This window comes from Zobellia barbeyronii (genome assembly GCF_018603515.1).
In the GTDB taxonomy this organism is placed as follows: domain Bacteria; phylum Bacteroidota; class Bacteroidia; order Flavobacteriales; family Flavobacteriaceae; genus Zobellia; species Zobellia barbeyronii.
Window position 1 is genome coordinate 12612 of sequence record NZ_JACATN010000006.1, and the last position, 25990, is coordinate 38601.

General features: G+C 35.8%; 16 protein-coding genes. 7 read left to right on the forward strand and 9 right to left on the reverse strand.

The window, feature by feature from the left end; all coding sequences use genetic code 11:
* Positions 1-7773 carry a fibronectin type III domain-containing protein gene (locus tag HW347_RS17660; RefSeq protein ID WP_214613071.1) on the reverse strand — a complete coding sequence of 2591 codons (7773 nt, stop codon included), beginning with the start codon at positions 7771-7773 and terminating at the stop codon, positions 1-3.
* 463 nt (positions 7774-8236) lie between these two features.
* On the opposite strand from HW347_RS17660, the gene HW347_RS17665 reads away from it, so the two are divergent.
* The 5 genes from HW347_RS17665 to HW347_RS20795 all read left to right on the forward strand — a co-directional run bounded on the left by HW347_RS17665 (position 8237) and on the right by HW347_RS20795 (position 13382).
* Positions 8237-9178, forward strand: coding sequence for a hypothetical protein (locus HW347_RS17665; RefSeq protein WP_214613072.1), 942 nt, complete (start codon positions 8237-8239; stop codon positions 9176-9178).
* 100 nt (positions 9179-9278) lie between these two features.
* On the forward strand, positions 9279-9860 hold the full coding sequence (locus HW347_RS17670) for a Crp/Fnr family transcriptional regulator (RefSeq protein WP_214613073.1): 582 nt from the start codon (positions 9279-9281) through the stop codon (positions 9858-9860).
* 82 nt (positions 9861-9942) lie between these two features.
* Positions 9943-10434 carry a GlcG/HbpS family heme-binding protein gene (locus HW347_RS17675; RefSeq protein ID WP_214613074.1) on the forward strand — a complete coding sequence of 164 codons (492 nt, stop codon included), beginning with the start codon at positions 9943-9945 and terminating at the stop codon, positions 10432-10434.
* 28 nt (positions 10435-10462) lie between these two features.
* Entirely contained in the window at positions 10463-11992 is a 1530-nt protein-coding gene (locus HW347_RS17680) for a Dabb family protein (protein WP_214613075.1), read from the forward strand.
* Positions 11993-12122: 130 nt separating this feature from the next.
* The gene (locus HW347_RS20795) at positions 12123-13382 is read left to right on the forward strand and encodes a TlpA family protein disulfide reductase (protein ID WP_214613076.1); all 1260 of its coding nucleotides are present in this window, start codon (positions 12123-12125) and stop codon (positions 13380-13382) included.
* A gap of 61 nt (positions 13383-13443) precedes the next feature.
* Here the strand turns inward: HW347_RS20795 and HW347_RS17690 are convergent, their stop codons facing one another.
* The 8 genes from HW347_RS17690 to HW347_RS17725 all read right to left on the reverse strand — a co-directional run bounded on the left by HW347_RS17690 (position 13444) and on the right by HW347_RS17725 (position 23057).
* The gene (locus tag HW347_RS17690; protein ID WP_214613077.1) at positions 13444-14448 is read right to left on the reverse strand and encodes a sugar kinase; all 1005 of its coding nucleotides are present in this window, start codon (positions 14446-14448) and stop codon (positions 13444-13446) included.
* Positions 14449-14802: 354 nt separating this feature from the next.
* Complete coding sequence (locus HW347_RS17695; protein WP_214613078.1) at positions 14803-15156, reverse strand: tellurite resistance TerB family protein; 354 nt, start codon at positions 15154-15156, stop codon at positions 14803-14805.
* 18 nt (positions 15157-15174) lie between these two features.
* Entirely contained in the window at positions 15175-15528 is a 354-nt protein-coding gene (locus HW347_RS17700) for a TerB family tellurite resistance protein (protein ID WP_214613079.1), read from the reverse strand.
* Between the two features lie 337 nt (positions 15529-15865).
* Positions 15866-16459, reverse strand: coding sequence for an outer membrane beta-barrel protein (locus HW347_RS17705; protein ID WP_214613080.1), 594 nt, complete (start codon positions 16457-16459; stop codon positions 15866-15868).
* 214 nt (positions 16460-16673) lie between these two features.
* Positions 16674-17924 (reverse strand): outer membrane protein assembly factor BamB family protein, encoded by a 1251-nt coding sequence (locus HW347_RS17710; protein WP_214613081.1) that lies wholly within the window; start codon positions 17922-17924, stop codon positions 16674-16676.
* Positions 17925-17991: 67 nt separating this feature from the next.
* Positions 17992-18693 carry a hypothetical protein gene (locus tag HW347_RS17715; protein WP_214613082.1) on the reverse strand — a complete coding sequence of 234 codons (702 nt, stop codon included), beginning with the start codon at positions 18691-18693 and terminating at the stop codon, positions 17992-17994.
* The gene (locus tag HW347_RS17720; RefSeq protein ID WP_214613083.1) at positions 18690-22628 is read right to left on the reverse strand and encodes a M4 family metallopeptidase; all 3939 of its coding nucleotides are present in this window, start codon (positions 22626-22628) and stop codon (positions 18690-18692) included. The genes HW347_RS17715 and HW347_RS17720 overlap by 4 nt, the downstream gene beginning before the upstream one ends.
* A gap of 6 nt (positions 22629-22634) precedes the next feature.
* Positions 22635-23057, reverse strand: a complete 423-nt coding sequence (locus HW347_RS17725; protein WP_214613084.1) for a hypothetical protein — start codon at positions 23055-23057, stop codon at positions 22635-22637.
* 245 nt (positions 23058-23302) lie between these two features.
* Between HW347_RS17725 and HW347_RS17730 the strand changes: the two genes are divergently transcribed.
* Complete coding sequence (locus tag HW347_RS17730; RefSeq protein WP_214613085.1) at positions 23303-25306, forward strand: sensor histidine kinase; 2004 nt, start codon at positions 23303-23305, stop codon at positions 25304-25306.
* Positions 25296-25931 carry a response regulator gene (locus HW347_RS17735; RefSeq protein WP_155596758.1) on the forward strand — a complete coding sequence of 212 codons (636 nt, stop codon included), beginning with the start codon at positions 25296-25298 and terminating at the stop codon, positions 25929-25931. Before HW347_RS17730 ends, HW347_RS17735 begins: the two co-directional genes overlap by 11 nt.
* Positions 25932-25990: the final 59 nt, after the last annotated feature.

Below are 25990 nucleotides of genomic sequence, written 5' to 3' on the forward strand. Positions count from 1 at the left end.
TTATTTTTTAATGATTTTATGTGTGCTATTCTGTGACTCAGAAGTAACTATAATAGTGTAGACCCCAGTTGGCAAATTATCCATATTAATTTTTACAATTCTTCCATCTGCTTTTTTCATTTGTTCCAATACGCGTATGGCACTTTGTGAAAACATGGTAATCAGTATCTCTTGATCTGCATTAATACTTGGAATAAAAATGCTTACATCTCCTTTTTCTACTGGGTTTGGAAAGATAGATACACGCTCTCGTGTAGCTATTATTGTTTGTTCAAAAACACCTTGGCATTCCAAGTCAGTTTTGACCATAATGTTATTTTCCGCTTCAGAGAGAGGTAACGTTATTTCATTTTCTGTGGTGGAATATTCTTTTTCGTTTACAGTGATAAAATAACTAGAACTACCTTTAAGACTCAAGGAAACCAATTTACCCGTAGAATCGGTTTTAGAATCCACTTTGAGGGAATCTGGTTCCGTAATCTGGATGGTAAAGCACTTTTCAAAATCTGCTTCACCTGCAACTGTAATACAGACATCATAAGATCCTGCTTCCAAGTTTTTAAAACTGGTGAAGGTTTTAAAAACTTTAGATTCGTTAACCATTCCATCGCTTAAAGTTGCTGTATAATCAAGGGTTTCTAAAGCGCTTACAACAATACTTCCGTTATTACTAGATGCGCAAGATTCACTTGTGGTTTCTATAGTGAAATTGTTTACTGGCAAGTTGAAATCTGAGCATCCGGTCTCTTTAGCTATACTAACAGACGTATGAAAAGCACACCCATTAGCATCTTGAACGGTAATATCGTAATTGCCAGAAGTAAGATTTTCAAAATTTGGTTGAAAATAAAACGCTCCGTCTCCAATACTATATTGCAAAGGCGCAATACCTCCTGATGCCTCAATAGAAATTGAACCGTTATCATCACTTTCACAGGATATGTCGTTAATCGTAACCGTAGCCGTAATCGCTTCTGATTCTGTAATTGAAACGGAATTACTTCGCTCTTGAATTGAGTTGCTATCTGTTACCTGAACATAATAAGTTCCCATGGGAACATTTTCAAACGCATTTGTTACGCCACTCCTAATTAATGAATTGCTAGTGGCATCATACATTGCATAAGTGTACGGTTCCATTCCTCCTGTGGCAGTTACTTCTAAGGTGGCGCCTAATTCACTGCAGCCAGAAGATGCAATTGGAATAAGCTGAACCACTAATGGTTCCGTTATAATTGGTACATCCCCAAGCTCAAAAACATAGGCGGAACCATTTGCGGTAAACAAAGTTGTTCCTGCTGCCAAAGAGTTTTTGCCAAGTGCCAGGCCATTACCAAAAGCGGCATACATTCCACTAGTACCACATGCTAATAGTTTCTCATAAGCAATCCAATCTTCATTACTGGATTTATAGAACAATTGAACAGAACCTGTTGATGGGCCGTTATCATCATCTCCACTAATACCACAAGCAATACGGTTTTCATTAATGGCCACGTGAAGACCAAACTTATCTTTCGCAATTCCATCTTCTGGAGTTAGCTTTTCTGCTGATATCCATGAACCATCATTTGATTTTTTATAAACATATGCCGCTCCAACGTCTGTTGAATTAGAATTTATGGAAGCTGCACCAACAATAATATCAGTTTCCGTATTAGCAACGCTAACAGCATAACCACTGTACGTTTTTGGGTCCGTCGCCTTCAGTTTAGCAACTTCCGTCCAGTTACCATTACTAGTATTATCAAAAACATAGGCAGCACCACTATTGTCCAATATATCATCATCATAAAAAGACCCAACAACCACAATATTAGTGGCAATAGATACCGAAATTCCAAAGGAATCATAAGGTTCTACATCAGAAGCTACTAATTTTTTAGTTTGCATCCATATACCATCCAATCCCTTTTCAAAAATATAGGCTGCTCCTGCATTTGCACCGTTTTCATTGTCATTTGGTGCACCAATTACAATTTGGTTTTCTGTTCCAGCAATTGCATAGCCAAATTGTTTATATAGGGCGCTGTCCGATGCTAATAGCTTTTGTGATTCTTGCCAATCACCTGCTGCTGATTTATTATAAATATAAACGGCTCCAGTGCGATTATTCTGTTGATACATACTGATAGCTAATGACTCACCTGCAAAAGTCAGAGAGAATCCAAAATTATCATCCTCACTACCATCTGATGCATTAAGCTTTTGGGTTTCTTCCCACGCTCCCGCAGCTGTTTTACTAAAGATATAGACAGACCCACTGTTATCTCCCTGGTCATCGTCATAATAAGCCGAAACTGCTAAAATATTTCCGTCATCTGACATTGCCAATACCTTTCCAAAATAATCCGATGCAGCGCCATCCGATGAAACTATTTCCCCGCATTCACTTACCGAGGTTTCCGCATCATATGGATTTGTTCCATTTAATACTTCTTCTCCATTTGAAACCGTATCATTATCGCAATCTGATGTTGCCCAGATTTCATTATCTACGTTGTATGCAGTATACGTTGCAATTTGACTTGGCAAGCAAGGGTTGTTCGGATAATTGTCTTCACTATCCGCTACCCCATCTCCATCGGTATCAATAACAATAGAGGCGTCTTCAAAAAAGTGAACGTAATCTCCAGAAGTTGCTACGATCAAACCTTCCGCAACGGCAACATGATTACCAAAATCCAAAGTAGAAATTTCAGGATCTGTTAAAATATGAGTTTCAGTCCACTCACCCCCAGATTTATGATATACATAAAGCCAGCCTGTATCTGTTTGATCAGCGGACATGTTTACCACTATTCTATTATCATTCATGGCTAGGGCATCACCAAAATAATCCTCTTTATATCCGTTACTTGCCTTTAACGTTTGTACTTCGCTCCATAACCCATTATATGATTTTTCATAAACAATGGTTTCCCCTTTATCATAAACATCTTCTGTATACGCTACGTCACCTATGATAATTCTATTTTCAGTAATGGCAACATCTCTTGCATATGTATAATTCTGTCCGTCCGGAGCACTTAGCTTTTGAATTTCTTGCCAAGTAGAATTGTTTTGTTTTTCAAAAATAAACGCACCTGTAGCGTCATTGCCAGATGCTCCTATTATAATTTGATTTCCCGAAACAGCAACCGACTCTCCAAAACCACCCTCAAAAAGGTCATCTGATGGATATAGTTCTGCTGTTTCTACCCAAACATTACTCATGTTTTTTTCAAAAACATAAACCGCTCCGCTTGGTGCTATTCCGTTTGCAGCTATCACCATTGTATTTCCCGAAACAGCCAAAGCACTACCAAAACCATCATAAAGGAAAAAACTGGAGGCCTCAATTTGCTGTGTTTCTACCCAAGTTTCATTAGCATCTTTTTGGTATATAAATACGGTATCTGGTAGATTCTCGTCATCATAAGGCTGAGAAACAATTAGCGTATTTTCAGACAAGGCCAAGGTTTGACCAAATCTTGTGGTACCCGTTGTTTTTGGAGATGTTAGTTCTTGATTCTTTTCCCAAACTCCACTTGCGTTTTTGGTATATATTTCAACTTTACTACCTGTAGCATTTCTTATTCCTGCCACTACAGTAGTACCATTGGTGGCGATAGCTCTTGCTCCTCCATCATTAGTTTCTATACGTTGCTCACCAAAAGCATCTGGGTATGTAGAATCTGTATAAAGTGATTCATTGAAATAAGGATTTGTTCCCGCGGTAACTTCATCTCCGTTGGAAATGGTATCTCCATCACAATCATTATTCTGCCATACTATATTTAAGGCATCGTAACCGGTATAGTCTTTATTTTGTAGTGGTAAGCAAGGGTCATTCGGTAGAGAGTCCTCTATATCTTTAATACCATCGCCATCCATATCACTAATGCATTCCGCCTCATCTTTTAATTCAACAGTAATCATAGCTGTTCCTCTTGCCCCATCGGTACTACGCTCTGCTAGTACATAAATTATTTGCGGACTACTTGTATTCTCGAAAAATAATGGGTCAACTGCATTACTCTTCGTTTTAGAATCCAGCTCGGTTAGATAATAACTAACCGTAATATAATTTCGATTATAACCTTCCAACAATTCAGTTTCTACGGTCGTCAAATCAAAAATTTCAACCCCATCAGCGCCGTCGTCACAAATACTTAAAGCTGCAGGAGTAGTTAAAGGAAGTGGTTCTGCAATGATAAATTCAAAATCGGAAAAATAATGTCCATTTACCGGGTTTCTTATATATGATCTATCATTGCTGTTTATTACTTGAATTTTTATGTCTACCAATTGACCAACATAAGCCTCAAGGTCAATATTCTTGTTAAATTCATAGTTAGGTGTGCCTGAACCTACATAACCCAGTTGTTGGTCATTTATAAGAATTCTATAATATGATTCGCCACGTTGCCTCCATTTAAATTTGAACTTAGATTTAGATCCGTAAGTAATATCCATTTTATAAGATATTTCAGAGATATAGCTTGGGTTCAAATCAAACAACGCTTGTCTTTCTCCCGAAACCCATGCATTTTCATTTTTACTATGCATTAAGAATTCACGTTTATCTTTGTTATCATTTCTGATTTGAAGAAGTGCGTTTTCTGCTAAATCAAAACCAACATTATTAAGTGATTCCCCTTGTAAATCCTCCATTAGGTTTTCACTAATAGGTACAGCTATATTGTCAATCAATTGAAATCTGTCAAACGATACTTTTGCTCTATCAAGGACATTATTACTTTGTTGTTGAGAAGTGTCGTCTTCAATATAAATACCAAATGTATGTTCTGCAGATACGCTAGGTTCCAATATACTGGTAACCGTATAGTGATATGGGTCTGGTAATCCTGAATACGGGTAAGTATACTCAACATCAAGTAAAGTTTGCATATCAGATATGTTTTTGCCTAAACCGCAATACAGTTCAATATCTTCAACAACTGCAGTATTGATGTAATCATACAAAAACATATATTTTTTGTCTTTTTCAAGATTGAAAGAAGGCGTAATCAACCAACTTGGATAGTCAGAATCCATATAGATGTAATTACTTCCAGTACTTGAATGATGTGGATACATGGCATGGCCGTAGTCTAAATATTGACCATTATGAGATATCCATTTATCATCTGTGTACCCTGTAAAACCATTTGGCAATAATTCCCAGCCTAATTCGGGTAGGCTATCGAAGTTTTCAATCCATGGTAGGGAAAGTGTTACATCATTCAACGTTCTGAATTTAAAGGGACCTGACCAATCGCTATAACTTCCTGATGAACATTCGGTTCTTATGTAGTAATGATAATAAGTATTAGGTTCTAAGCCACTGAATTTAAAACCCAAATCTGAGGTGTTATACACGTTACCTGAACCTTTGGTAAAGTTTTCCAATCCTATTTCAAGTTCATAACCTGAATAACTACTATCATAAGTTTTCCAATTGATTTGAACTTCAGTTGCGGTAGGTTCTTCTTTAGTTATTTGATAAGGTGATATACAATTGGTTGACTTATCTATATATTGAAAATCATCAAAATGTAGATAATCTGCTTGTTGCAAACTGTTTTCTGCTCTAAAGGCAATATAGTTGTCCGATCCAGTATAGGATGCAAAATCAACTAAAAATTCTGTAAATAATGTAGAATTTATTTCTGTATAAGGAATGGTTTGATAAGGAATGAAAGAAGCCTCATCAAGCGGATTTGACATGGTTCCAACAACAAGTCCTGTAATTACTCCTTGTGGTGCAAAATCATCTCTTAATTTAAATTTGATGATTTTGTTTTGGTCCATATCAGCCAAAAAGGGCGTAACCAATAATGTACTTACTTGATTATTATGCGCTGCCAATGAATTTACTGTTGTCATCTCATCTTCATAGGGTTCAATAACAACATCCGCAAAGTTTTTATGACCGTTAAAAGTCCAACAATCAGAATCATCAAAACCATTGTTGTCTTGATTTTCGAACCCCTGAAAATACCCAGATGTAATACTACACGTTGTCCTAAAAGTAAAAATCTCGCTCCAATCACTGAATCCGTCTGCAGCACCACAATTTCCTCGTACGTAAACATCATATGTTGTAGCTTGTTCTAAACCACTTAAAGTATATGGGTTTGAAGTGACATTTGTGATAGTTCCTGTACCCTGTTGAAAACCAGTTACACCATATTCAATTTCCCAACTTTCAGCAGGGGTAGTTGAATTGTTGTCTTGCCATAATAAATTGACACTTGAATCATCAACTAAGGAAAGATTAACTGCGGTTGGTGTTATACACGTATTACTAGAATATTCAAAGTCATCAAAATATAGTTCTTGGTTTCCATTAGTTGTGCCTTGCTTAATTCCAACATATTCATTAGTGCCGTAATAATCACTGAAATCAACAGTATAACGTGTCCAAGCTCTATCTTGTTCAGCAAGATCAGTAATGGCCTGAAAAGGTACAAAAGTGCTTTGATCATTAGGGTCTGAGAGAGTACCAACCATAATTTCCTTTAACCGGCCTGAAGATCCTGTATATTTTTCTTTAACCCAAAAACTCACCTTCTTATAATTATCAAAATCAAGTAATCTTGGACTTACTAAAATAATATGATCGGCAACGTCATCATTGTAAACATCGTGTGACGGAACGTTCCACATTAATAAAGTGTTTGGTTCACTATGGGCCGTTTCATTGGTTGTAGTTTCGTGATTATCAATTGACAAATATCTGTGATGATCCCAGAAAATAAGATCTACCTGAGGTATTATAGCTGTCCAGCAATTATCTACAAAGCCTTTGCTGTATGAATCAAAATTTTCAGTGTATCCAATTGACACTCCATAACAGGATGTTTTAAAAGAAGTTTTTACTGACCATTCACTTTTCATTACTCCACAGACAGACCGTACGTAAAACTCATACGTGGTATCATCATTAGACAGATTGCTTAAAATAGCTTCTGTGCTATTTACTACTATTTGTGTTCCGGTTCCTAACGCAAATCCTTGAAGGCCATATTCAATCTCATAAGAATTTGAAGTTGAATATTCATATGTCTCCCATTCAATGCTTGCTGTGTTATAGGTGGTTTCTGTAGTTTTAGGGTATAAAGGTTCTGTGCAGTTGGGTATTTGCTCATATTGAAAATCTTCTAGAAACATGTTATCTTCAAAACCACCATCTTCGTGTTTCAAGGCAATATATTGATCTGTTCCCGTAAAATTTTCTAAGTAGATAGTATGTTCTTTCCAATCAAATGTTTTTCTATTAGAATCTTTAAAAACGGCTATCTCTTTTGCCGGTATAGTGTCTAGAGGGGAAAAAGTACTTTGGTCATTTGGGTTTGACATTGTGCCGACCACAACATTAGAACTGCTAAACGATTTATTATAGCCTGAAGAAGGTTTTCCTACAAGCTTAAATCGTACTCTTTTGGTATTATCTAAGTCTATTATTCTTGGAGTTACAAAATAGTTGTTATAATAAGTACCGTTTGATTGTTGATTAGCGAACCTAAAAAACTGATTTCCCGTAATTGGTTTTAAATCGTGATAAACCAATTCTCCCCAGCTCTTAGAACGAGAGAAACGATATTCCTCTAATATTTCAATTTTGGTAAATATGTTCGGATTTTCAATAATTGCTGTCCAGCATGGATTGAGCACACTCCCTGATTCAAAAGATTCCAAATATGGTGCTTGTACATCCGTACACTGTGCATTTGAAAAATAAGAACTGGTCAGAACTAAAAAAAGAAAGATGACAAGCTTTTTCATAAAATAAAGGAATGTTGGCTGGTTAGACCGAAGGTTAGATACTATAGTCTGTTTCTAACGTATTTGATTTCTTTATATTTTATGTTAATTCTTGTTTTCGTTATAAGGTTATATTGCTCCAAAAACCTTTGTCAAAGTTAATGATCTATACTTAGTCAGTATTTTTGTAACATTTTAAAAGATGACCTTATCATATGGAGTAAGAAGTATTAAAATTACCTTATAATAGTGTTCATTAGATACCAACGAAGAAACATGTAATATCCATAAAAAAGATGGGCTTAGAGCATAATCAAAAGGTTTGTGTATTTTTATAAAGTTGTAAAACATTTGGGTTTTATGTTAAATAAGAAAAATTAGACCAAAATTTAAAATTTTGACAAGAGCACACCAGAATGAGAATTGCTTCGCTGCTCCTACACTGCTCATAAGTTGAGCGTTAAACCAACTCAAAAAAAATACCATGAAACATATATGCGTATTTCTGTTTCTAGCTCTCCTTTTAGGATGTAGTAGTTCTGAACCTGAAACAGATATTGACAATCAAGAACAAGTTTCAGTTGGTGAGTTTATTGACGATTGGACCTATAATGTAAATCCAACAAGCACATCAAATTTTGATATTGCCGCATTTAGGTTGTGGGTTCCTGAAAACACTTCAAATTTGAAAGCCATTTTAGTTCTGGCAAGTAGTTCCAATAGTAATGCTCTAGGCTTAGCGGACTCTGAAGAATGGCAGGAATATGCAGTTGCTAATAACCTTGCTATTATTTCTGTACATTTAAAATCTTCTAGTACCAGTGGTTACTATGCCGAGGCTTCTGGCGGTAGTGGAAAAGCTCTTTTAACAGCTTTAGAAAAAATTACGGAACAAAACAATATAAGTACTATAGCAGATTTACCTTTTTTATTGAGAGGTTACTCTGCAGGAGGGGTTTTTAGTTACTTTTTTTCAGCTTATAAACCAGAACGTGTTATTGCTTTTGCAAATATTAGAGGCGGAGGTTTATCCGTTACATCTGATAGTAACAAATTAATACCTGGAATGATGCTTATTGGGGAATTAGATACTCCTTCAAGAAATGAGACAATGAAAAACATGGTGCAACTTAATAGAAACAACTACGGACTTTGGAGTTATGTAGTAGAACCAAAAAATGACCATTTCGGCAGTCTAAAAAATTCTGATGAATTAATAAAATTATTTTTTAAATCCGTTTTAGCGCAAAGAGTTTCTGAACTAAATAATGAGCTTTTAACCTTGTCCGAAAATTCTGGTTGGTTAGGAGATAATGTATCAAAGAATTTGTTTTCTTATAATGATTATCCTGGGTATAAAAACTTAGCTTCCTGGTTAATAACAGAAGATTTTGCTAACTCTTGGAAAGATTACCAATTGGAGTAATAAAACTAGAGAAAAATACGAGCATCGGGCTTTCCCATAAGGTTTGTGTATTTTTATAAAGTTGTAAAATATTTGGGTTTTTAGCTGAACAAGAAAATTAATGATAAACGACTTATTAATAGAGAACATAGATGAAGATGGCCAATTTTCTAAAACACAACAAGAGGAGTTTTGTGCATACTTTCAGCAAAAAACTATAACCAAAAAGACATTTCTATTAGAACAAGGTGAGGTCTGTAAATGGGAAGGATTTGTTTTAGATGGGTGTTTTAGAATTTTCACAATAGACAAAAACGGAAACGAGAACACCTTATACTTTGCTGCTAAAAATTGGTGGCTTATGGATATTGATAGTTTTATGAATCACAAACCATCAGACTTAAACATACAGGCTCTAGAAGATAGCAAAGTACTTCTTATCTCTCAAAAAGATAAATTAACCCTATATGAATCAATCCCAATAGCAGAAAAACTCTTTAGGGTTATGTTTCAAAAATCTATAGTTGCATGGCAGCGTAGGCTTGTAAGAAACCATAGCTTAACGGCAAAAGAGCGATATGCTCATTTTATTGGGAGTTATCCTGAGATTGCTTCTAAGCTTACAGATAGGCAAACCTCAAGCTATTTAGGTATTACTCATGAGTTTTTGAGTAAGATTAAAAAGCAATTACAAATTCAATAAAACTTTCGTTTAGTTGAACTTGTTCAACTATTTTCTCGCCCTAGTTTATAATTTTTGCACAATAAAATTATAAAAGAGAATTATGACTTTACTTACCCAAGTAAAATTTTGCGTTATTGCACTTACTTTAACGGTACTGCTATCTAACAAGGCAAATGCACAAAGCACTACTGACATAACACATGATGAAGCTTTTAAAGCCTTATTGGCAGCAAAGAAAAAAGCTGAGGATTCAAACGTATTAGTAAACATTGCCGTAGTAGATGCTGGCGCCAACCTAAAGGCATTTATACGAATGGATGAATCTTTTTTAGGCAGTATTGATGTAGCCATTAAAAAGGCCAAAACAGCGAGGTACTTTAATATTGATACCGGAGAGCTGGGCGAACTAACACAACCAGGAGGCATTATTTATAACATTGAACATTCTAATGGAGGTTTAGTAACTTTCCCTGGTGGTATTCCTATCAAGAATAAAGAGGGGAAAATCATAGGGGCCATTGGTGTTAGCGGTGGAACTATAGAAGAGGACCGGACTATTGCCACCGTAGGAGTAGCATCAATTATAGAATAATTTATTGAATTCAAAGAAGATTAAAATTATGAACAGTATAAAAGGTTTCCTTCTAATTAGCATATTATTTTTATCCACAATATGTCTGGCTCAGGTTTCGGATGAACTTATGCTTTACCGAAAAGACTTCAAAAATATATCTGGAAAAAATACAGTTTCTGTTACCAGTTATGAAAAAAATGGGTCTCATTTTGTTTTTGCCGGAGGTGTAGGAAATATAGATGTGTACAGCTTAGATAAAGAAGGAAAACTAACTCCAATAAGCAACCATGAGCTTTATAAAAAGAAAGGTCCTGCTAGAGGAATGGTTGCCGATAATATTAATGGTACAGACTTTCTCTTTGTAGGTAACAAACATGGTAATGCAATTGAAACCTTTAAAATATTAGCCAATGGATCGTTGGAACGAGTTTCCTTGGTTGAAGATACAGAAGACACACATCTTGGCACTGCTATTACTTTACAAGTAATTCATATGAAAAAAGCTTCATATTTATTTGTTGGTGGCTTAGAAAACACCCCAGGATTAAGTTCTTTTAAAATTGAAGCTGATGGAAAACTCAACCATGTTCAGTCTATGAAAGATGATGACAAAATACATACGGACGGTATTATAGGCATGTTTACCCACAACATTAAAGGGAAGACCTTTTTATATACAGGTGGTTTTCAAGATAATGGCGTAAGCAGTTTTAGAGTTTACGAAAATGGAACGTTTAAGAACATCAATAACATAAGCGATAATACCACTGATAGATACTTAACTGGAGCGTATCCTGTAACCGGAGTTACTCTGGGAGACCATAGATATGTTATTGTTGGTCACAGACATCATAAGTATTATGACCCCACAACAAATTTTATAAAAAGAAAGGATTTTGTTTATCATGGCGATGGGGTAAGTGTTTTTAAAGTCAATAAAAAAGGAGCTTTAGTTCCACACTTTGTTTTAAAAGATGATGAAAATACTAAGCTAGCGGGACAAACTAGAATTGAAGTCGTTTCTACAAATAACAACGAAGCTATTTTAGCTGTGGGCACAAGAGATGACGCCAGTATTCAATTATGTAAATTAAATGAAGGGGGAATTCTAAGCCCGATAAATTATTTAGAAACAGGTTTTTCTATTTATTACGGCCTAAAATCTCATAAAATAGGAGAAGATAATTTTCTTATTGCAGGCTCTAATAGATTCGATTTAAATAAAGTTGCAACCTATAAAATAGCTCCTAAAGTAGATAAAAATGGAAAGATTTTAAGGCACATTGTAAATCTTAAATATAAAGTAGACGCCACAGAGCAACAAGTTCATGAGGCAGAAGAGGCTTTTGTAAACCTTAAGAATGAAATTCCGGAAATCACGAATATTGAATGGGGAATAAACGATAGCGAAGAAGGTGCAAGCAAAGGTTTTACACATACGTTCACTATAACGTTCAATAATGAAAATAGTAGAGAAGTGTACCTATTTCATAAAGCCCATTTGGATTTGGTAAGTAAAGTAGGCCCAATAATAGAAGATGTTTTTGTGATGGATTATTGGACAGCAGCTAACTAATCTTAAAGAAAAAACAAACAATTTAAAACTATAATCCACATCAACTTATAAAGAAAACGGACATAAGGCTTAATCAAAAGGTTTGCGTATTTTTATTCAATCTCAAAATTGAAACAAAAAAACCGGTCCTGTGTTCATTCAAAAACATAATATCTCTACACCCACTACTCCCCATTTACAAGGCCATAGTATTGATTTAAATACAACTATCCTTTCTATAAGAAAGACTATTTATTTTGTTTTAATAACCTTATTGGCAACATCTTGTAACTCTCCAGCTTATATATCTGGGAAGTTAGAAGGGGCAAAAAAAGAGGGCGTAAAGATGTATTTGCTCCAACCTGAAAACCTAAGGGATGTAGCGGCATCCTTTTTTGGAAAAGTCATAGACTCTACCGTAGTGAATCCTGATGGTACATTTGAGTTTCAAAATGTCCCAAATACTAAAGAAGCTGTGTTATTAGAAATAGCCATAGCGCTACCTGGAAAGAACCCTAATTATTTACAAACGGACAATCAAACTAAGGCCAACTTCATGCCAATTGTCTGGCAATCCGGTAATCCCCTAAAAATTAGTTCAAAAGTAGATACGTTTCAAAAAAGCTTCTCCATGGAACAGCCTTCAGAAGTCAATAAAGCACTAGTAGCTTTAAAAGATATTAACCAGAAAGCATACCAATCTTATCTTGCTGGCAAGCATTGGGAATTAGAAGATGGTAGTCAATTAATGGAAAAAGAACATGCTATCTTACAATACCAAACGGAGCTAATAAATTTTGCGGATAGTACACCGTATCTTATGCCAGCATTAGTGGCAACACGTTGGGTAAGTACCGCAAATGATTATGAACGGGTGCCAGAATTTTTGGTTCGCCAATGTGATACATGGAAGAAAAAACAACCCAATCACCCATGGGTAAAACAACTTTGCAAACTAAGTGAGCCTTCTAACTTGCCAGTTTTAGTAGGCGATGTGTTCCCCGATTTTAAATTGCCTATGATTACAAAGGACACATTATCTCTTAAAGCGCAATTAGGAGACAAACTCACTATAATAGACTTATGGGCATCTTGGTGCGCTCCTTGCCGAGTAGAAAACCGAGAAATTCTTGGACCAATTTGGGATACTTATCATGATAAAGGTTTACAAATTGTTGCTTATGGCCTAGAAAGTAATGAGCCTGCTTGGAAAGCGGCTGCAGAACGAGATGGCGCAGATCACTGGCCGCAAGCTTCACATCTGCAAGGCGATGATACCCCTTTCTTAAAAAGGATACGTGTAAAGACCATTCCCGCCAACTTTATATTGGATGACAATGGAGTGGTTTTGGCTAAAAACGTTCACGGAGAAGCTTTAGTTAATTGGGTGAAAAATTACATGAAAAACTAGTACCATGCTGGTATAAAAATTTCTCATATTTCACACAAAGAAGGGTCACTACAGATAGTTATTACCTAACCAAGCGTCCTGTTATATTACCGTCTAGTATACTGTTTACTTCTTTTACCGTAGCTAAATTAACATCGCCTTCATAAGTGTGTTTTAGAGCGCATGCAGCACTTCCAAACTCCATAGCCTTATAATCATCAAAATGCTGTAAACCATAAATTAGACCTGCGGCAAAAGCATCTCCCGTTCCTATTCTATCCACAACGTGAGTAATATCAAGATCTTCTGTCTCCCTAAAATCAACACCGTTCCACATTCTCGCTCTTATTTTGTGCCAAGAAGAGTTTAACGAAGTTCTAATTTTATCGAACACTTTTTCAATGGTAGGGAAAGCTGCCATTAATTGTTTACTGGCTGCAATAAAATCGTCATTACTGTAACCAAAATCAGTGCCTAGCACCTCATTTATTTCATTAACACCCCCTATAAAAATAGTAGAATAATGTAGTAATTCTGACAATGCTTCTTTAGGGTCTTGTCCGTATTTCCAAAGATCGCTACGGTAGGTTGGATCTGCGGAAACGGCCATTCCTTTTTCCCTTGCTAATTTCAATCCTTCTTTTAGTGTATCAAAAGCACCTTGTGATAAGGCCGGTGTAATTCCTGTCCAATGCATCCACTCCCCTTTTTCAAGTGCTTTTTCCCAGTTCACTTTCTCTGGTCCTATTTCGGAAAATGCTGAGTGAGACCTGTTATAAGAAATCATACTAGGTCTAATTACAGCCCCAACTTCTAAGAAATAAACGCCTAAAGGTCGTTTTGAGGTTACTATTGAAGAGGTATCCATACCAAATTGACGAATGTAGGCTATTGCTGTCTCTCCAATAAAATCTTCTGAAACGGCACTTATATGCTTTACATCTCCACCAAAATTAGATATTGAAATACCTACATTTAACTCTGTACCTCCAAAATAGAATTCAACAATGTTAGATTGAATAAATTTTTTGTTTCCTCTTGGAGAAATACGCATTAAAACTTCACCAAATGTTATAATCTGACCCATACCATAATTTTGAGACTAAATTACCTAATGTTAAAGAAACAAGAAATTCTAATTTGTGAAAGATTTGAAAGATTCTCTGTAAAAGAAAAGGCAAACCTGAATATATTCCAGAATATCTAGAAAGATAAACTGAATTTACTCTTGTATTTATAATATTATATCTAGTATGTATTAAGATGAAAATCTTGAAGAACCGTAATCTGTAATGCTGGTAGCATTCTTTACAAAACACTAAAAATAAAGCTATTACACAATAATAGAACTAGAGCATACGGAAGTTAGACAGCTTACCGTTGACCTAAAAGTTTCTAGCTAATAATAAGTTTTAATTTAAACGAGAAGTAGTTCCTATAATTACTCCGTCTCCCCACCTATACCAATATTCTTAAAAGTCTGTATAATAAGGTGCATTTCTTTCTCATGTAAATGATTGTCAGAAACAGCCATGTCTTCAAGAATCTTTGCTAATACTTTCTTTTTAGGAAAAGTCATGTTATGAAGGGAAACTAAAGCTTCCTCAACTGTTGTGCTTTGAGCTTCGCTAACTAAATTTGAGCCCATACCTATGTCTTCCTGAAGTTGTTTCATAGCCTCAAGCTCACTAGGATGCACAGTACCATCAGCCAAGACAACCTGGTTGGTCATGACATAAATAGCCTTTTTTTCTAACTCTTCAAATTGTACTTTCTCCAAATTTTTAGTTTTCATAGTCTTCTTGTATCAACATCACTTATTCATAGATTCAAAAATATAGGTCATCAAACTGGTTTCCTTTGTGTGTTTAAAACCATCAGAAATTGCGGTCCTCTCTAAAATTGATTCTAGATTTTTTTTATTCTCGGGAGTCATTTTCTTCAGAATGGCAATAGCTTGTTCGCCATCAATATTACGAGCTTGCATTATAAAATTGCTATCAAAATCAATTTCCTTCATCAGTTGCGTTAGGGCAGTGATTTCTCCATCATGAACATGGCCATCTGCCAATATCACAGAGTTTATAACATGTACGATGGCTAGTTTTTCTGCCAAGGTAAAAGCTATTTTTTCTTCTGGTGTAAATTGTTGCTTCTTAGCCTTCATAGTGGGAAGATAGTAAATTCTCTGAGAGTGTATCTGCTTTAACAATCACTAATCTTATTAATTCCTGTGTTAAAGTTTAAAAGACCTTGTAAATACTTGAGTTGATTCTATAAAAACTTTCCTACATTATAACAAGGCTAACTTATTTTAACAAAACGAAAAGTAGAATTGTAAGAGATTATCCTAATAATGAATTGAACGTAAAAAAACCCATATCGATTATCTGACATGGGTTTCAACTGAACCAACTTAAATTTATTTTAGGCTCCGTAGAACTACGGAGCCCTTAGATACAAACTAACCCAACTTCCTATGACCAGGTTCTTTTATAACTATTTTACATTCCAAACTTATAACCAAAAGAAACTAATAAAGCTGAATTTCTAAGAGTAGATAAATCATTGGCATAAATATTTTTTAGTCCAAATTCAGTAAGAAGCCCTATTTCATATTTTTCAGCAAAAATTACCCCAAAACCAAAGTTTAAGCCAAAATCTAACGGTCTGAAAAAATCATCATTTTCAGTACCAATTCCTACTTTATTACCACCTCTATTGGCCGCCAATAACACACCTAAATTTAAACCAGATGTAGCATAAAGATAACCTGAACCACCTACTTCCAAAATATCATACCGTGCGCTTACAGGCAATTCTAAATAAAAAGTATTATAATTATTCCCTACAGTAGATGCTCCTCTTTTTGCAAAAGATAATCCAGATCCTACATATAAATCATCTGTAATATCAAATTCTATGGTTCCTCCTATTTTGACACCTAATGCTCTTCCAAATACGTTGTTATCAATTTCATCTGGAGAAGTAATATTTGACAAACCAAGCCCTGCCTTAACACCAAAAATCTGTGCGTTAGCCGAAAAGCTGAATGACACCATTAGCAAAATCATAAGTACTCTTACTGAATTTTTCATAGTATAAATTTTAAAGTTTGTGGATATTCGTGTTCTCGAAAACTCCTGTTATTTTATAGTGCTAAGGTATCTGAAGACCTCCATTTTTGAAATACCACGTTATTTGTATTTTTTTCTACTGGTAATCCAGTAGAAGATAAATTTGCCTACAAAAAAAAGAGCCCAAACTCAATGAGAAAGGACTCTTTACAAACAAACCAAACTTAAAAATATATTATTCTCCTCTATAGTAAGAAGGTCCGAAAACTCCGTTTTCAGCTACAATTAAAGGATTAATATGGTATCCGTTATCAAAGAAAGGGTTTAACCATAATACCTCTCCCGTGTTGGCATCAAGACTCAATAAACCTACTTTTTCATCACTATCACTTGATATATAATGACCATGATAAAATAACACCCCGTTTGCATACACAGGACTATGATCCACACTAACACCTTCATTATACCATAGCTCTTCTCCGTTTTCCAAATTTACAGCGAAAGGCCTACCATTGTTGAAATGGGCAAAAACTGACCCTTTATCATAATTACTATACACAACGTTCTCTACAATTATAGGTGCAGATAGCACGTCTGTACCCGTGCTCTTTTCCCAAAGAATGGTTCTAGAATTAATATCTATGCAATATAAAACCGATGAAATATTTTCAACAGGTTCACCAACTACCACCATTTTATCATCAGAAACAAAGGGTGTACCCATACCATTGCCCTCAAGCGTCCATAGAATTTCTAAAGATTGTAAATTAATAGCATACATTTTTTTAGCAGGTAAATACATTATATCCCCAACAAAGACAGGAGTACCGGACACTTCATTCGGTAATTCTACTTTTTGAATCAAGCTTCCCGTTTCTTTATCAAGAATATGCATGTAAGCAGGCAAACCATTGGTAAAACCTTCATCAGAAAAAACATAAACTTTATCACCATAAACTACTGGTGTACTATTATCATTCAACGAAGTATCAAGATTACCATTAGGCTCAGTTGTGTAATACCATTTTAAATTTCCATTAACCTCATCTACAGCTACAACTACTCCAGTTCCTCCAGAGGCATAACATACCCCGTCAACACAGGTCGGTGGCGTAACACCCTCCGTACTAAATCTGTATTCAAGTATGGATTGTTCCCATGCAAGACTCTTATCTGTCATGTTGATGGCATTTATTGAATTGTCATCTGCAGTAACATATATAGTTCCATTACTATACCCAGGTAAAACCTCTAAATATGTTTGATACGAAAAAGTATACACCTCTGTTTCTTCACCTGTTTCTGCATTTACAGTATAAACGGTCTCATCGTTTGATGTTATTAAAAATGTATTTAAACCAGGGTCACCTGATACAATTTTGCTTCCGTTTTTTGTTTCAGAATTTGGTGCCTCCTCACTTTCATCTACTTTTGTTTCTCCATTTTCATCTACTTCTATGCCGCCATCTTTTGAGCAACTCACAATAAAAAATGTCAAAATCGATAAAAACAGAAAATTAATTATTTGTCGTTTTTTCATTGCTCCAATTTTATTCAACCTTAAAGTCGAAAATCTCTGATATTGATGTATTGCCTGTTCCATCTACGGTTTTCACCTGCCAGTAGTAGCTCTTACCTGAAGCTATATTAACTGTCATTGTATTTTCAGAAGAAACACCCATTGATGTTGATGCTGTAGCTTCCGTACCAAAAAATACCTCAAATTCTGTAATATCATTATCCACATCATCACCCTTCCATTCTAATGCTACGCTAGTGTTTGCTGATATAGTTCCTCCCCTTTGGGGATAAAAAGCTTCTGCTGGAAAAGGTGCATAATTAATTACGCCTTCACCTGCATTGTAAAACTTCCATGTAGCACTTTCAGGAGCCGTTTCTGAATTATCGCTTTTCGTAATCACAAACCACTCATATGGAGTGTTGCTGCTTAATGTAATGGTAGATTCATTGGTTAAAGATTCCGTTTTTTGGATATCACCATTTTCAAGGTTCTTTACATTCACCTCATAGCTATCTGCATTTTCTGAAGCTTGCCATTGAAACGTAATGGCACTCTGCATATCGTTGACTGTTGCGCCTTCCGTACATTCTGAGTTGTTATCAGGAAAAACCAAGGTTACACTACCAGGATCTCCCATTTCATCTACATCCGGTCCATCATCTTTACTGCCTGGGCATGCCGTCATTAGTATTACCAATAATAGCGCTATGGTTGACTTTACTATTCTCATTGTTTTATGATTTTAAATGTTCTTGTATCTCCGTTAATTTGAACTGACAACACATAAACTCCTGCTGTTAGTCTATTTGCATCAATTTTTACAGTGCTAGTATTGGGTTCTATTACTTCTTGTAAAATCATTTTACCATCAAAAGTGTTTAATTGAATAGGTATTGCATTTTCTGAAGTGCTACCCAGAACTACTGATATTTCTCCGCTTTTCACAGGATTAGGATAGATAATAACCCGTTCCTCAAAATCTAGTTGCTCTTCATATACCCCTTGGCAATTCTTATCCGTTGCAACCAATAGTTTTGCAGTTGCGGCATATACAGGAATAGTTATCTCAGATTCTGCAGTTACTATGGTTTCCTCATCAAGAGAGATGGTATATTCTTCGGCACCGGATAAACTTAGGGTTACCGATTTGGCGCTTAAATTGACTTTTGATGTTACCGAAAGTGATTCTGGTGCAGATACATTAACATCATAACAGTTCTTATACCCTGCCTCTCCGTTAACGGTCATACACAAGGTATAAGACCCACTTTCTAAATCAGCAAAAGAAACAGAGCTTGTGAAGTTATTAGTTTTATTTACGCCGTTTCCTGTCAACGTTGCTATATAGTTATGATCAGCATTAGCGTTAATATTAATACTTCCATTAGTACTGCCTACACAAGATTCGCCTTTGGTGGCTACGGTGAAATTATTGCTAGGTAGCGAGAATTTTTCGCAACCCGTAACATCTACAGTTGCTCCCAATGGTGTATTCGGGCAGGTGTCATTCGCATTTACAACGCCATCGCCATCACTATCATTCGGGTCGGTTGGTGTACTATTGCCAAGACTGATCGTAAAATCCTTAGTAGACCCGTCTTCCGCTGTAACCGTATAGATTACTGGATTCGTGAAATCATTAATGGTTACACCACTAATCTGGTTTCCCCCAGAAACCGAAACCGAAGCATTATTGGAAGTAGTAAATGTGGCGACTAAGTTTTCCGGATTAATGTTGTTCGGAATTTCGACTGAAATTGTATTATCAGTAATGACCCCTACTGCTGCTGGTGAAGTTACATTAAATCTAAAATCGGTTATTTCTTTTTCGGCGCTTAATGTACTTCTTGAACCAACCGTATACCAGACACCCCATTTACCATTTGGAATCAATTCAACCAAATTTCCTGAAGGGGTCATTTTATCAGCAGTCATGTCTATAGACATAATATCTTCATCACTACCATTATAGGTATCAAAAATGATTTTATCATCGCTTTTAGAATAGTTAGGGAATCCTAATTTGTTATTTTCATATACCACATAGGATTCACCTGTTTCTATGTTAGCGGTGATTACCTTATATTCATTATTTATGTCATCAAAATAATCAAAGGCTAAAATATTCCCTGAGGTTTTTGAATAGGAAGGATTACCAATGCTAACCCCTTCTGGTAAATTGGAAAATATTTTTTGAATATCCCCGCTACCAAACGTGTTGGATGCATTATCCCATACATGCAAAGCCCCAACATCCCAATATTCTATGGCATTCCCGTTGGCATTATCTAGTCGGTTTAGTGCATCGTATATTAAATATTGCCCTGTGTAATCCCATTCTAAAGCATCTGGATAAAGTACCTCACCTGTTCTAATACCATCAGCTGAAGTTGGATTATACAATTCAAACTGCCTTAATTCACCACTGACCAAATCTGAGATATAAATAATATTGCTCTGATCATTTACTATGGATGCTAACTTGGTTCCATCTTTTGACAAGGCAACACCGGCCCATATGGCATCATCCGAAACAACCTCTTCTACTGGATTGTTTAAATCTAATATCATAGAATTTACCTTACTTTCATCGGTAACATAAATGGCAAAACTACCATCATCCGCAACATTAGGTTTCCTTCCAATACCGGTTTGTGATAATGGATAATACTTTGTAGCCTCAGTATCGGAAGTATATAAATTAACAGGGTTTGTATCACTTACATCAATACTTAATATAAATTCCTCTCCCTCCACTGTGGGAATATCATTATCTGTATCCGTAGATACGCCTTCGGTAATACCCACCGTATCAAAAGCGGTCTCTACAGCTGTAACCTCTTGTGAATTTTCCCCATGTAAATCAGTGGCAGATTGAATAATGGCTATCCTAAGATCTACAAATTGAGAAGACACTGTTAAATAAGTTTCTAATGCTCGGTAGTAAATCTGTTCTGCTTTCTCTTTGCTAATCTCGGTAGCTATTAAATAATATGCCCTGTTTACAATACCACTATTTATATGAACCCCACCATTGTCTGCAGTACCGGTATAAAACTCCGTCATATCTTTGGGTTGCCAACCTGCCTGTCCTTCATTCACACCATTATTAGGGTTCTGCATGTCCCTCATGGCCCCGGAAACAAAAACATCTTTTAGAACTACATCCTCTCCTAACAACCAATCTTCACGATCAACCATGGTTCCAAAAATATCTGCAAAAGATTCATTAATTGCACCAGACTGATTTTTATATTCCAAATTTGCGGTGGCCTGAATTACCCCATGAGACATTTCATGACCTCCAACGTCCAAAGCGCCGGCAAGAGGTTTAAATGCACTATATCCATTGCCATAAAACATGGCTTTTCCGTTCCAAAATGCATTATCAAGACCTTCGCCGTTTTCATCGGCTACGTTAATAAAAGAGATTATTGTTCCACCTTCCCCGTCAATGGAATTTCTATTAAAGGTGTCTCTAAAGTAGTTATACGCCACCTCAGCATTGTAATGTGCGGAAATAGCCGTAGGATTATTCCAACTGGTACTATTTGAGGTAACATGATAAATCTGCACATTTTCGTCTGGTATTTCATCTCTTAAATCCCAAGTCATAATAGCCCCTACAGGATTATCTGGTAGTTCAGATTGGCCGGAATTAAACATAGACTCTGAAGTGTTAATCATAAAATGCACACCGTCAATATTTTCTGTTTTAAGCTGTCTGTTCACTCCATTTAAATCAGTTCCAGAACCAGTTGTTGGAGGTGCTAGAGCAGCAGAATACTTATGGCTTATTTTTTCTTCTTCGTGCCTGTGATAAAGCGTGCAAGTATGGTAATACTTATCTAGAATGCGCCCTGTTTGGGCATTAACAAAATACTCCCATCTGTCTTTTATATTCGGGTGCACCGTTAGATGCCAGGTTAGCACATTTCCACCTTCATAAGGATAGATTAAAAGGTCTTCTTCATATTGTGAATCGTATACAGCAAAGTTACTTCTCTGTGGTTCTTCGGAGAGTGAAACCCCTAAGTCCATTTCTACAATTTTTAAAGCATCGAGTACCGTAAATTTTGGCTCTGTGCTTTCAATACTGGGTGTGGGTTTATTTCTTCCGTTTAAAGCATTTACCTTATTGCTTTTATCCAAATGCAAAATCACTTCACTACCATATACCTTAAGCCCTTCAAACACCTGTTGCATTTTAATATGCTTTTGGCCTAAGTCATCAACATTGTTCGATATTTCAACAAATTCGGTATCAGGGTTTTTAATTTGAATAAGTTCCTTAACATCAATCAAATAATCTTTTGCTACATCTTCTGATGATTGTTTAGATGCTAGCGAGGCTACTTCTTTATTGGCGGTACTTTTAATAAATAATGGGGTTCCACTTTCAGATTTACTAGCCACCCTATGTTCGTATTTACCTTTTTCAGAATCAATTGTAAAAATTGAGGGCATCTGAAAGTTAGTGCGTCCTTTGGCAGTAGACCTCTTTTTATCTTTCGCTATTTTTAATGCATTAAATTTCTTTATAGCATCTGCATTGACGGTTGTATTGTTTTCTCGTTTTTTATCATCAAAAGTATCTTGGGCCGTAATAGACTTCGTTACCAAAAACATGATTATAAAGGTGATTATATATAGTGTATTTCTCATAGTTGGTTATTTGATATGGTTTTTCATCTCCTTATAAAAATCCAAAAAGCGTTCAGAAGGTTTATGATCACTAGCCCCCCACACCACTTTATGTTTTGCGTCTTGGTTTACTTCTTCTAAAAAATAGTAGCGACTGCCAGGGTGGTCAAAATCTGTTTCAGAAAGTGATAATTCTTCAAACTTTAAAAAACATGCACTCGCTTCTTTTTTTGATAGCGGCTCTAACTCCTCTGTTTGTTGGGTTAGAGAATTCGTATGGAATAACTGTCCGTTTTCTAGAAGTACATACGTATCTACTGTTCCGGCCATACCGCCTCCATATCCAAAAACCAATTGCTTATCCGGTAATTCTTCAAAAGTGTATTGCTGAGATTTACATCCTAAAAGAGTTAGGAAGAGTAAACCTGTAAATAAGAGTGTTCTTTTCATCTTTACTTATGTATTGATTTTTTAAAGGTTTTTACGGCAACAATGCTCCTTTTAATTAGCTTGGTGGTTAATAGGTGCTTAGTGCAATTAACTGATGGCAAGGTATTTTGAAATGCTTGTTTCTGAAATACCATGTTGTTTGTATATTTTTCTACTGGTTTTCCAGTATATTGATTATAGGGTGTTTATAGTGCCGTGTAGTTGTAGTATCTTGGCTGTAAACAATCAAAAACTTCTATACCAAAATGCGCGCTCTAGTATTTGTTTTTATCCTTTTACTATCCTATACAGGTTCTGCCCAAACGGGACGAGAAGCGCGAATAGATAGTCTAGAAAATGCTTTAAAGTTAGTAGGGCATGACACCACCCGCGTTAATATTCTTAGCGAGTTGGCACGGTCCTACGGTGGAGTAGACTCCTTAAAAGCTTTTGAAAAAGGGTTTGCTGCCATTGCGCTTGCTAAAAGAATTAGCTATCTGAGAGGTATGGCCGATGCTAATATAAACGTAGCTGGTGCTTATCTAGACTATTTTGATATTGAAAACGCAAAGAAGTACTTTACTATAGGTAACAATTTTGCCGATAAATTGGTAGCAAAAGACTCTTCTGCTCGTAATATTAAAATATGGATACGAGGTAAATTTAATATAGGTGTGGCCTACGGTTTCGAAGGCAACGTAAAAAGAGAAATTGAACTTATTGCAGAAACCATCCCCTATGCGCAACGCATTGGGGATAAAATGTTCGTAGCCAATGCTAATACTAGCTTGGCTATAAAGTATGGAAATTTATCTCTTAGTGATAAGGCATATAATATGTTTTTGATAAGCCAAAAACAATACGAAGAAGTAGGTTCTCCCGAAGATATGATTTATCACTCTCTATCATTTACAACCGTTTTAGGAGAGATGGATTCTTTAAAACAAATGAAATCTGTGCTAGATATTGCAAAATCAAACCTAGAACAAATTCCTAATTCTTTCTACGAAGGTTATTATTATGCAGAACTTGGTCATTACTATGGTAAGTCTGGAGAATATAAAAATTCTATAGATGCTCTGAACAAATCTTACGAGTTTTATAAAGAGGACGCATTAAGTTTTTATTTGAAGGGGCTTTACCAGAGGTATGCAGAAACCTACCGTAAAATGGGCGATTTTAAAAAGGCTAAAGAATACACTTTAAAGTATATGAATTTTAGTGATACTAATCACAATACTGATGAAATAGTACAAAACTACTTATCGCTGGCAAATTTCGAAGCAGAACTTAATAATTATGAACAAGCATACAGCTACTTACGAGATTACGTAAAAGCAAGAGACACTATGAGAGTAAGCAATTTAGATTCTTCTTTGCAACAGCTTGAAATACAATTCAAAACTGCTACCAAAGAAAAAGAAATTCTTGCTCTTAAAAATGAAACAAGTGAAGCAGCACTAGCGCTACAGGTAAAAAAGTCCCAAACCTACTTACTAGGCGCTACTGCCAGTATACTAGCGTTATTACTTTTTATAGGTTTCTACGCCTATAATGATAAGCTTAGAAGGGCAAGGAAAAAAGAACGTGAACAAGAAAAAGAAGTAGCTCTTCTAAAGCAAAAGCAAGAAAACGAAGTGTTTTCTGCCATGATAGAAGGTCAGGAAAAAGAACGAAAAAGGCTAGCTATAGACTTACATGATGGCTTAGGCGGAAGATTATCTGGTATTAGCATGAATTTGTCCAAACTAGATAAGGACGAACCAAAGGAATACCCTAAGACTCAACTAAAAAAGGTAATGAAAGACCTTGATGACTCCCTAACGGAGTTGCGTTCTATTGCTCGTAATATGATGCCGGAAACCTTGGTTAAATTCGGACTTCAAGCGGCACTTAAAGATTATTGCAGCAGCATGACCGGTAATGATACAAAAGTAACTTTGCAATTCTACGGTACTGAAAAAGGTATAGGGCTAAACGAACAAGTTACCATGTACCGTGTAATTCAAGAGTTGATTAACAATGCCATAAAGCATGCCCACGCTTCTGATGTTTTAGTACAATATATGAGAGATGGTAATAAAGTTGATATTACCGTAGAGGATAATGGTGTTGGCTTTAATAAAGAAAACATAGTAGCTAAAGATGGTGGTATGGGGCTCTCTAACCTTAGAACAAGAGTAGCCTACTTAAAAGGCGATTTAGAATTTCACTCAGAAGAAAATGAAGGAACTACAGTTAACGTCCAAATCAATGTAGATGCAGCATAAACCTATACATATTTTAATAGTTGATGATCACCCTATGGTGATTGAAGGGCTTAAAACATTATTAAGTGATGATGAGCGTGTTACCGTAAAAACGCATTTTGTGAACGGAACGGACACCCTTTCTTATTTAGAAAAAGATACTGCCGATGTTATTTTGTTGGATGTAAACCTACCGGACATCAATGGTGTTGAAATGGTTACTAAGATACTGAACATAAGAGCTAATGTTGGTATTATTGGCCTTAGCACCTATAGTGAGCCTAGTATCATTAACCAAATGATCAAGAACGGCGTAAAGGGGTATTTGCTTAAAAACGCTACGGCCGATGAACTGGTGAATGCTATTAGCCAAGTTCACGAAGGTAATTTCTATTTTGGTAGTGAGGTGCAAAAAATTCTTGCGGATTCCGTTACTCAAGAAAGAACGGACTTGCCAAAACTTACCAGAAGAGAAAAGCATGTGCTCACTTTAATTGCGGAAGGAAAAACCACAAATACCATTGGGGAGGAGTTGTTTATAAGTCCGCTTACCGTGGAAACGCACAGACGTAATCTTATGCAAAAACTTGAAGTTTCTAATGCGGCATCGCTTATAAAAGTGGCTGTAGAGCGAAAATTGATTTAAAAGTTTTGCTCTAAAAACAACCTTAAATTAAAGGATACTGCTTATAAAAATTAAATGTT

Coding starts and splice junctions, on each gene's coding strand:
- HW347_RS17680 (WP_214613075.1), top strand. CDS start 10,463: ATGAACAGTATAAAAGGTTTCCTTCTAATTAGCATATTATTTTTATCC.
- HW347_RS17665 (WP_214613072.1), top strand. CDS start 8,237: ATGAAACATATATGCGTATTTCTGTTTCTAGCTCTCCTTTTAGGATGT.
- HW347_RS17675 (WP_214613074.1), top strand. CDS start 9,943: ATGACTTTACTTACCCAAGTAAAATTTTGCGTTATTGCACTTACTTTA.
- HW347_RS17705 (WP_214613080.1), bottom strand. CDS start 16,459: ATGAAAAATTCAGTAAGAGTACTTATGATTTTGCTAATGGTGTCATTC.
- HW347_RS17725 (WP_214613084.1), bottom strand. CDS start 23,057: ATGAAAAGAACACTCTTATTTACAGGTTTACTCTTCCTAACTCTTTTA.
- HW347_RS17720 (WP_214613083.1), bottom strand. CDS start 22,628: ATGAGAAATACACTATATATAATCACCTTTATAATCATGTTTTTGGTA.
- HW347_RS17690 (WP_214613077.1), bottom strand. CDS start 14,448: ATGGGTCAGATTATAACATTTGGTGAAGTTTTAATGCGTATTTCTCCA.
- HW347_RS17730 (WP_214613085.1), top strand. CDS start 23,303: ATGCGCGCTCTAGTATTTGTTTTTATCCTTTTACTATCCTATACAGGT.
- HW347_RS17700 (WP_214613079.1), bottom strand. CDS start 15,528: ATGAAGGCTAAGAAGCAACAATTTACACCAGAAGAAAAAATAGCTTTT.
- HW347_RS17695 (WP_214613078.1), bottom strand. CDS start 15,156: ATGAAAACTAAAAATTTGGAGAAAGTACAATTTGAAGAGTTAGAAAAA.
- HW347_RS17670 (WP_214613073.1), top strand. CDS start 9,279: ATGATAAACGACTTATTAATAGAGAACATAGATGAAGATGGCCAATTT.
- HW347_RS17715 (WP_214613082.1), bottom strand. CDS start 18,693: ATGAGAATAGTAAAGTCAACCATAGCGCTATTATTGGTAATACTAATG.
- HW347_RS17660 (WP_214613071.1), bottom strand. CDS start 7,773: ATGAAAAAGCTTGTCATCTTTCTTTTTTTAGTTCTGACCAGTTCTTAT.
- HW347_RS17735 (WP_155596758.1), top strand. CDS start 25,296: ATGCAGCATAAACCTATACATATTTTAATAGTTGATGATCACCCTATG.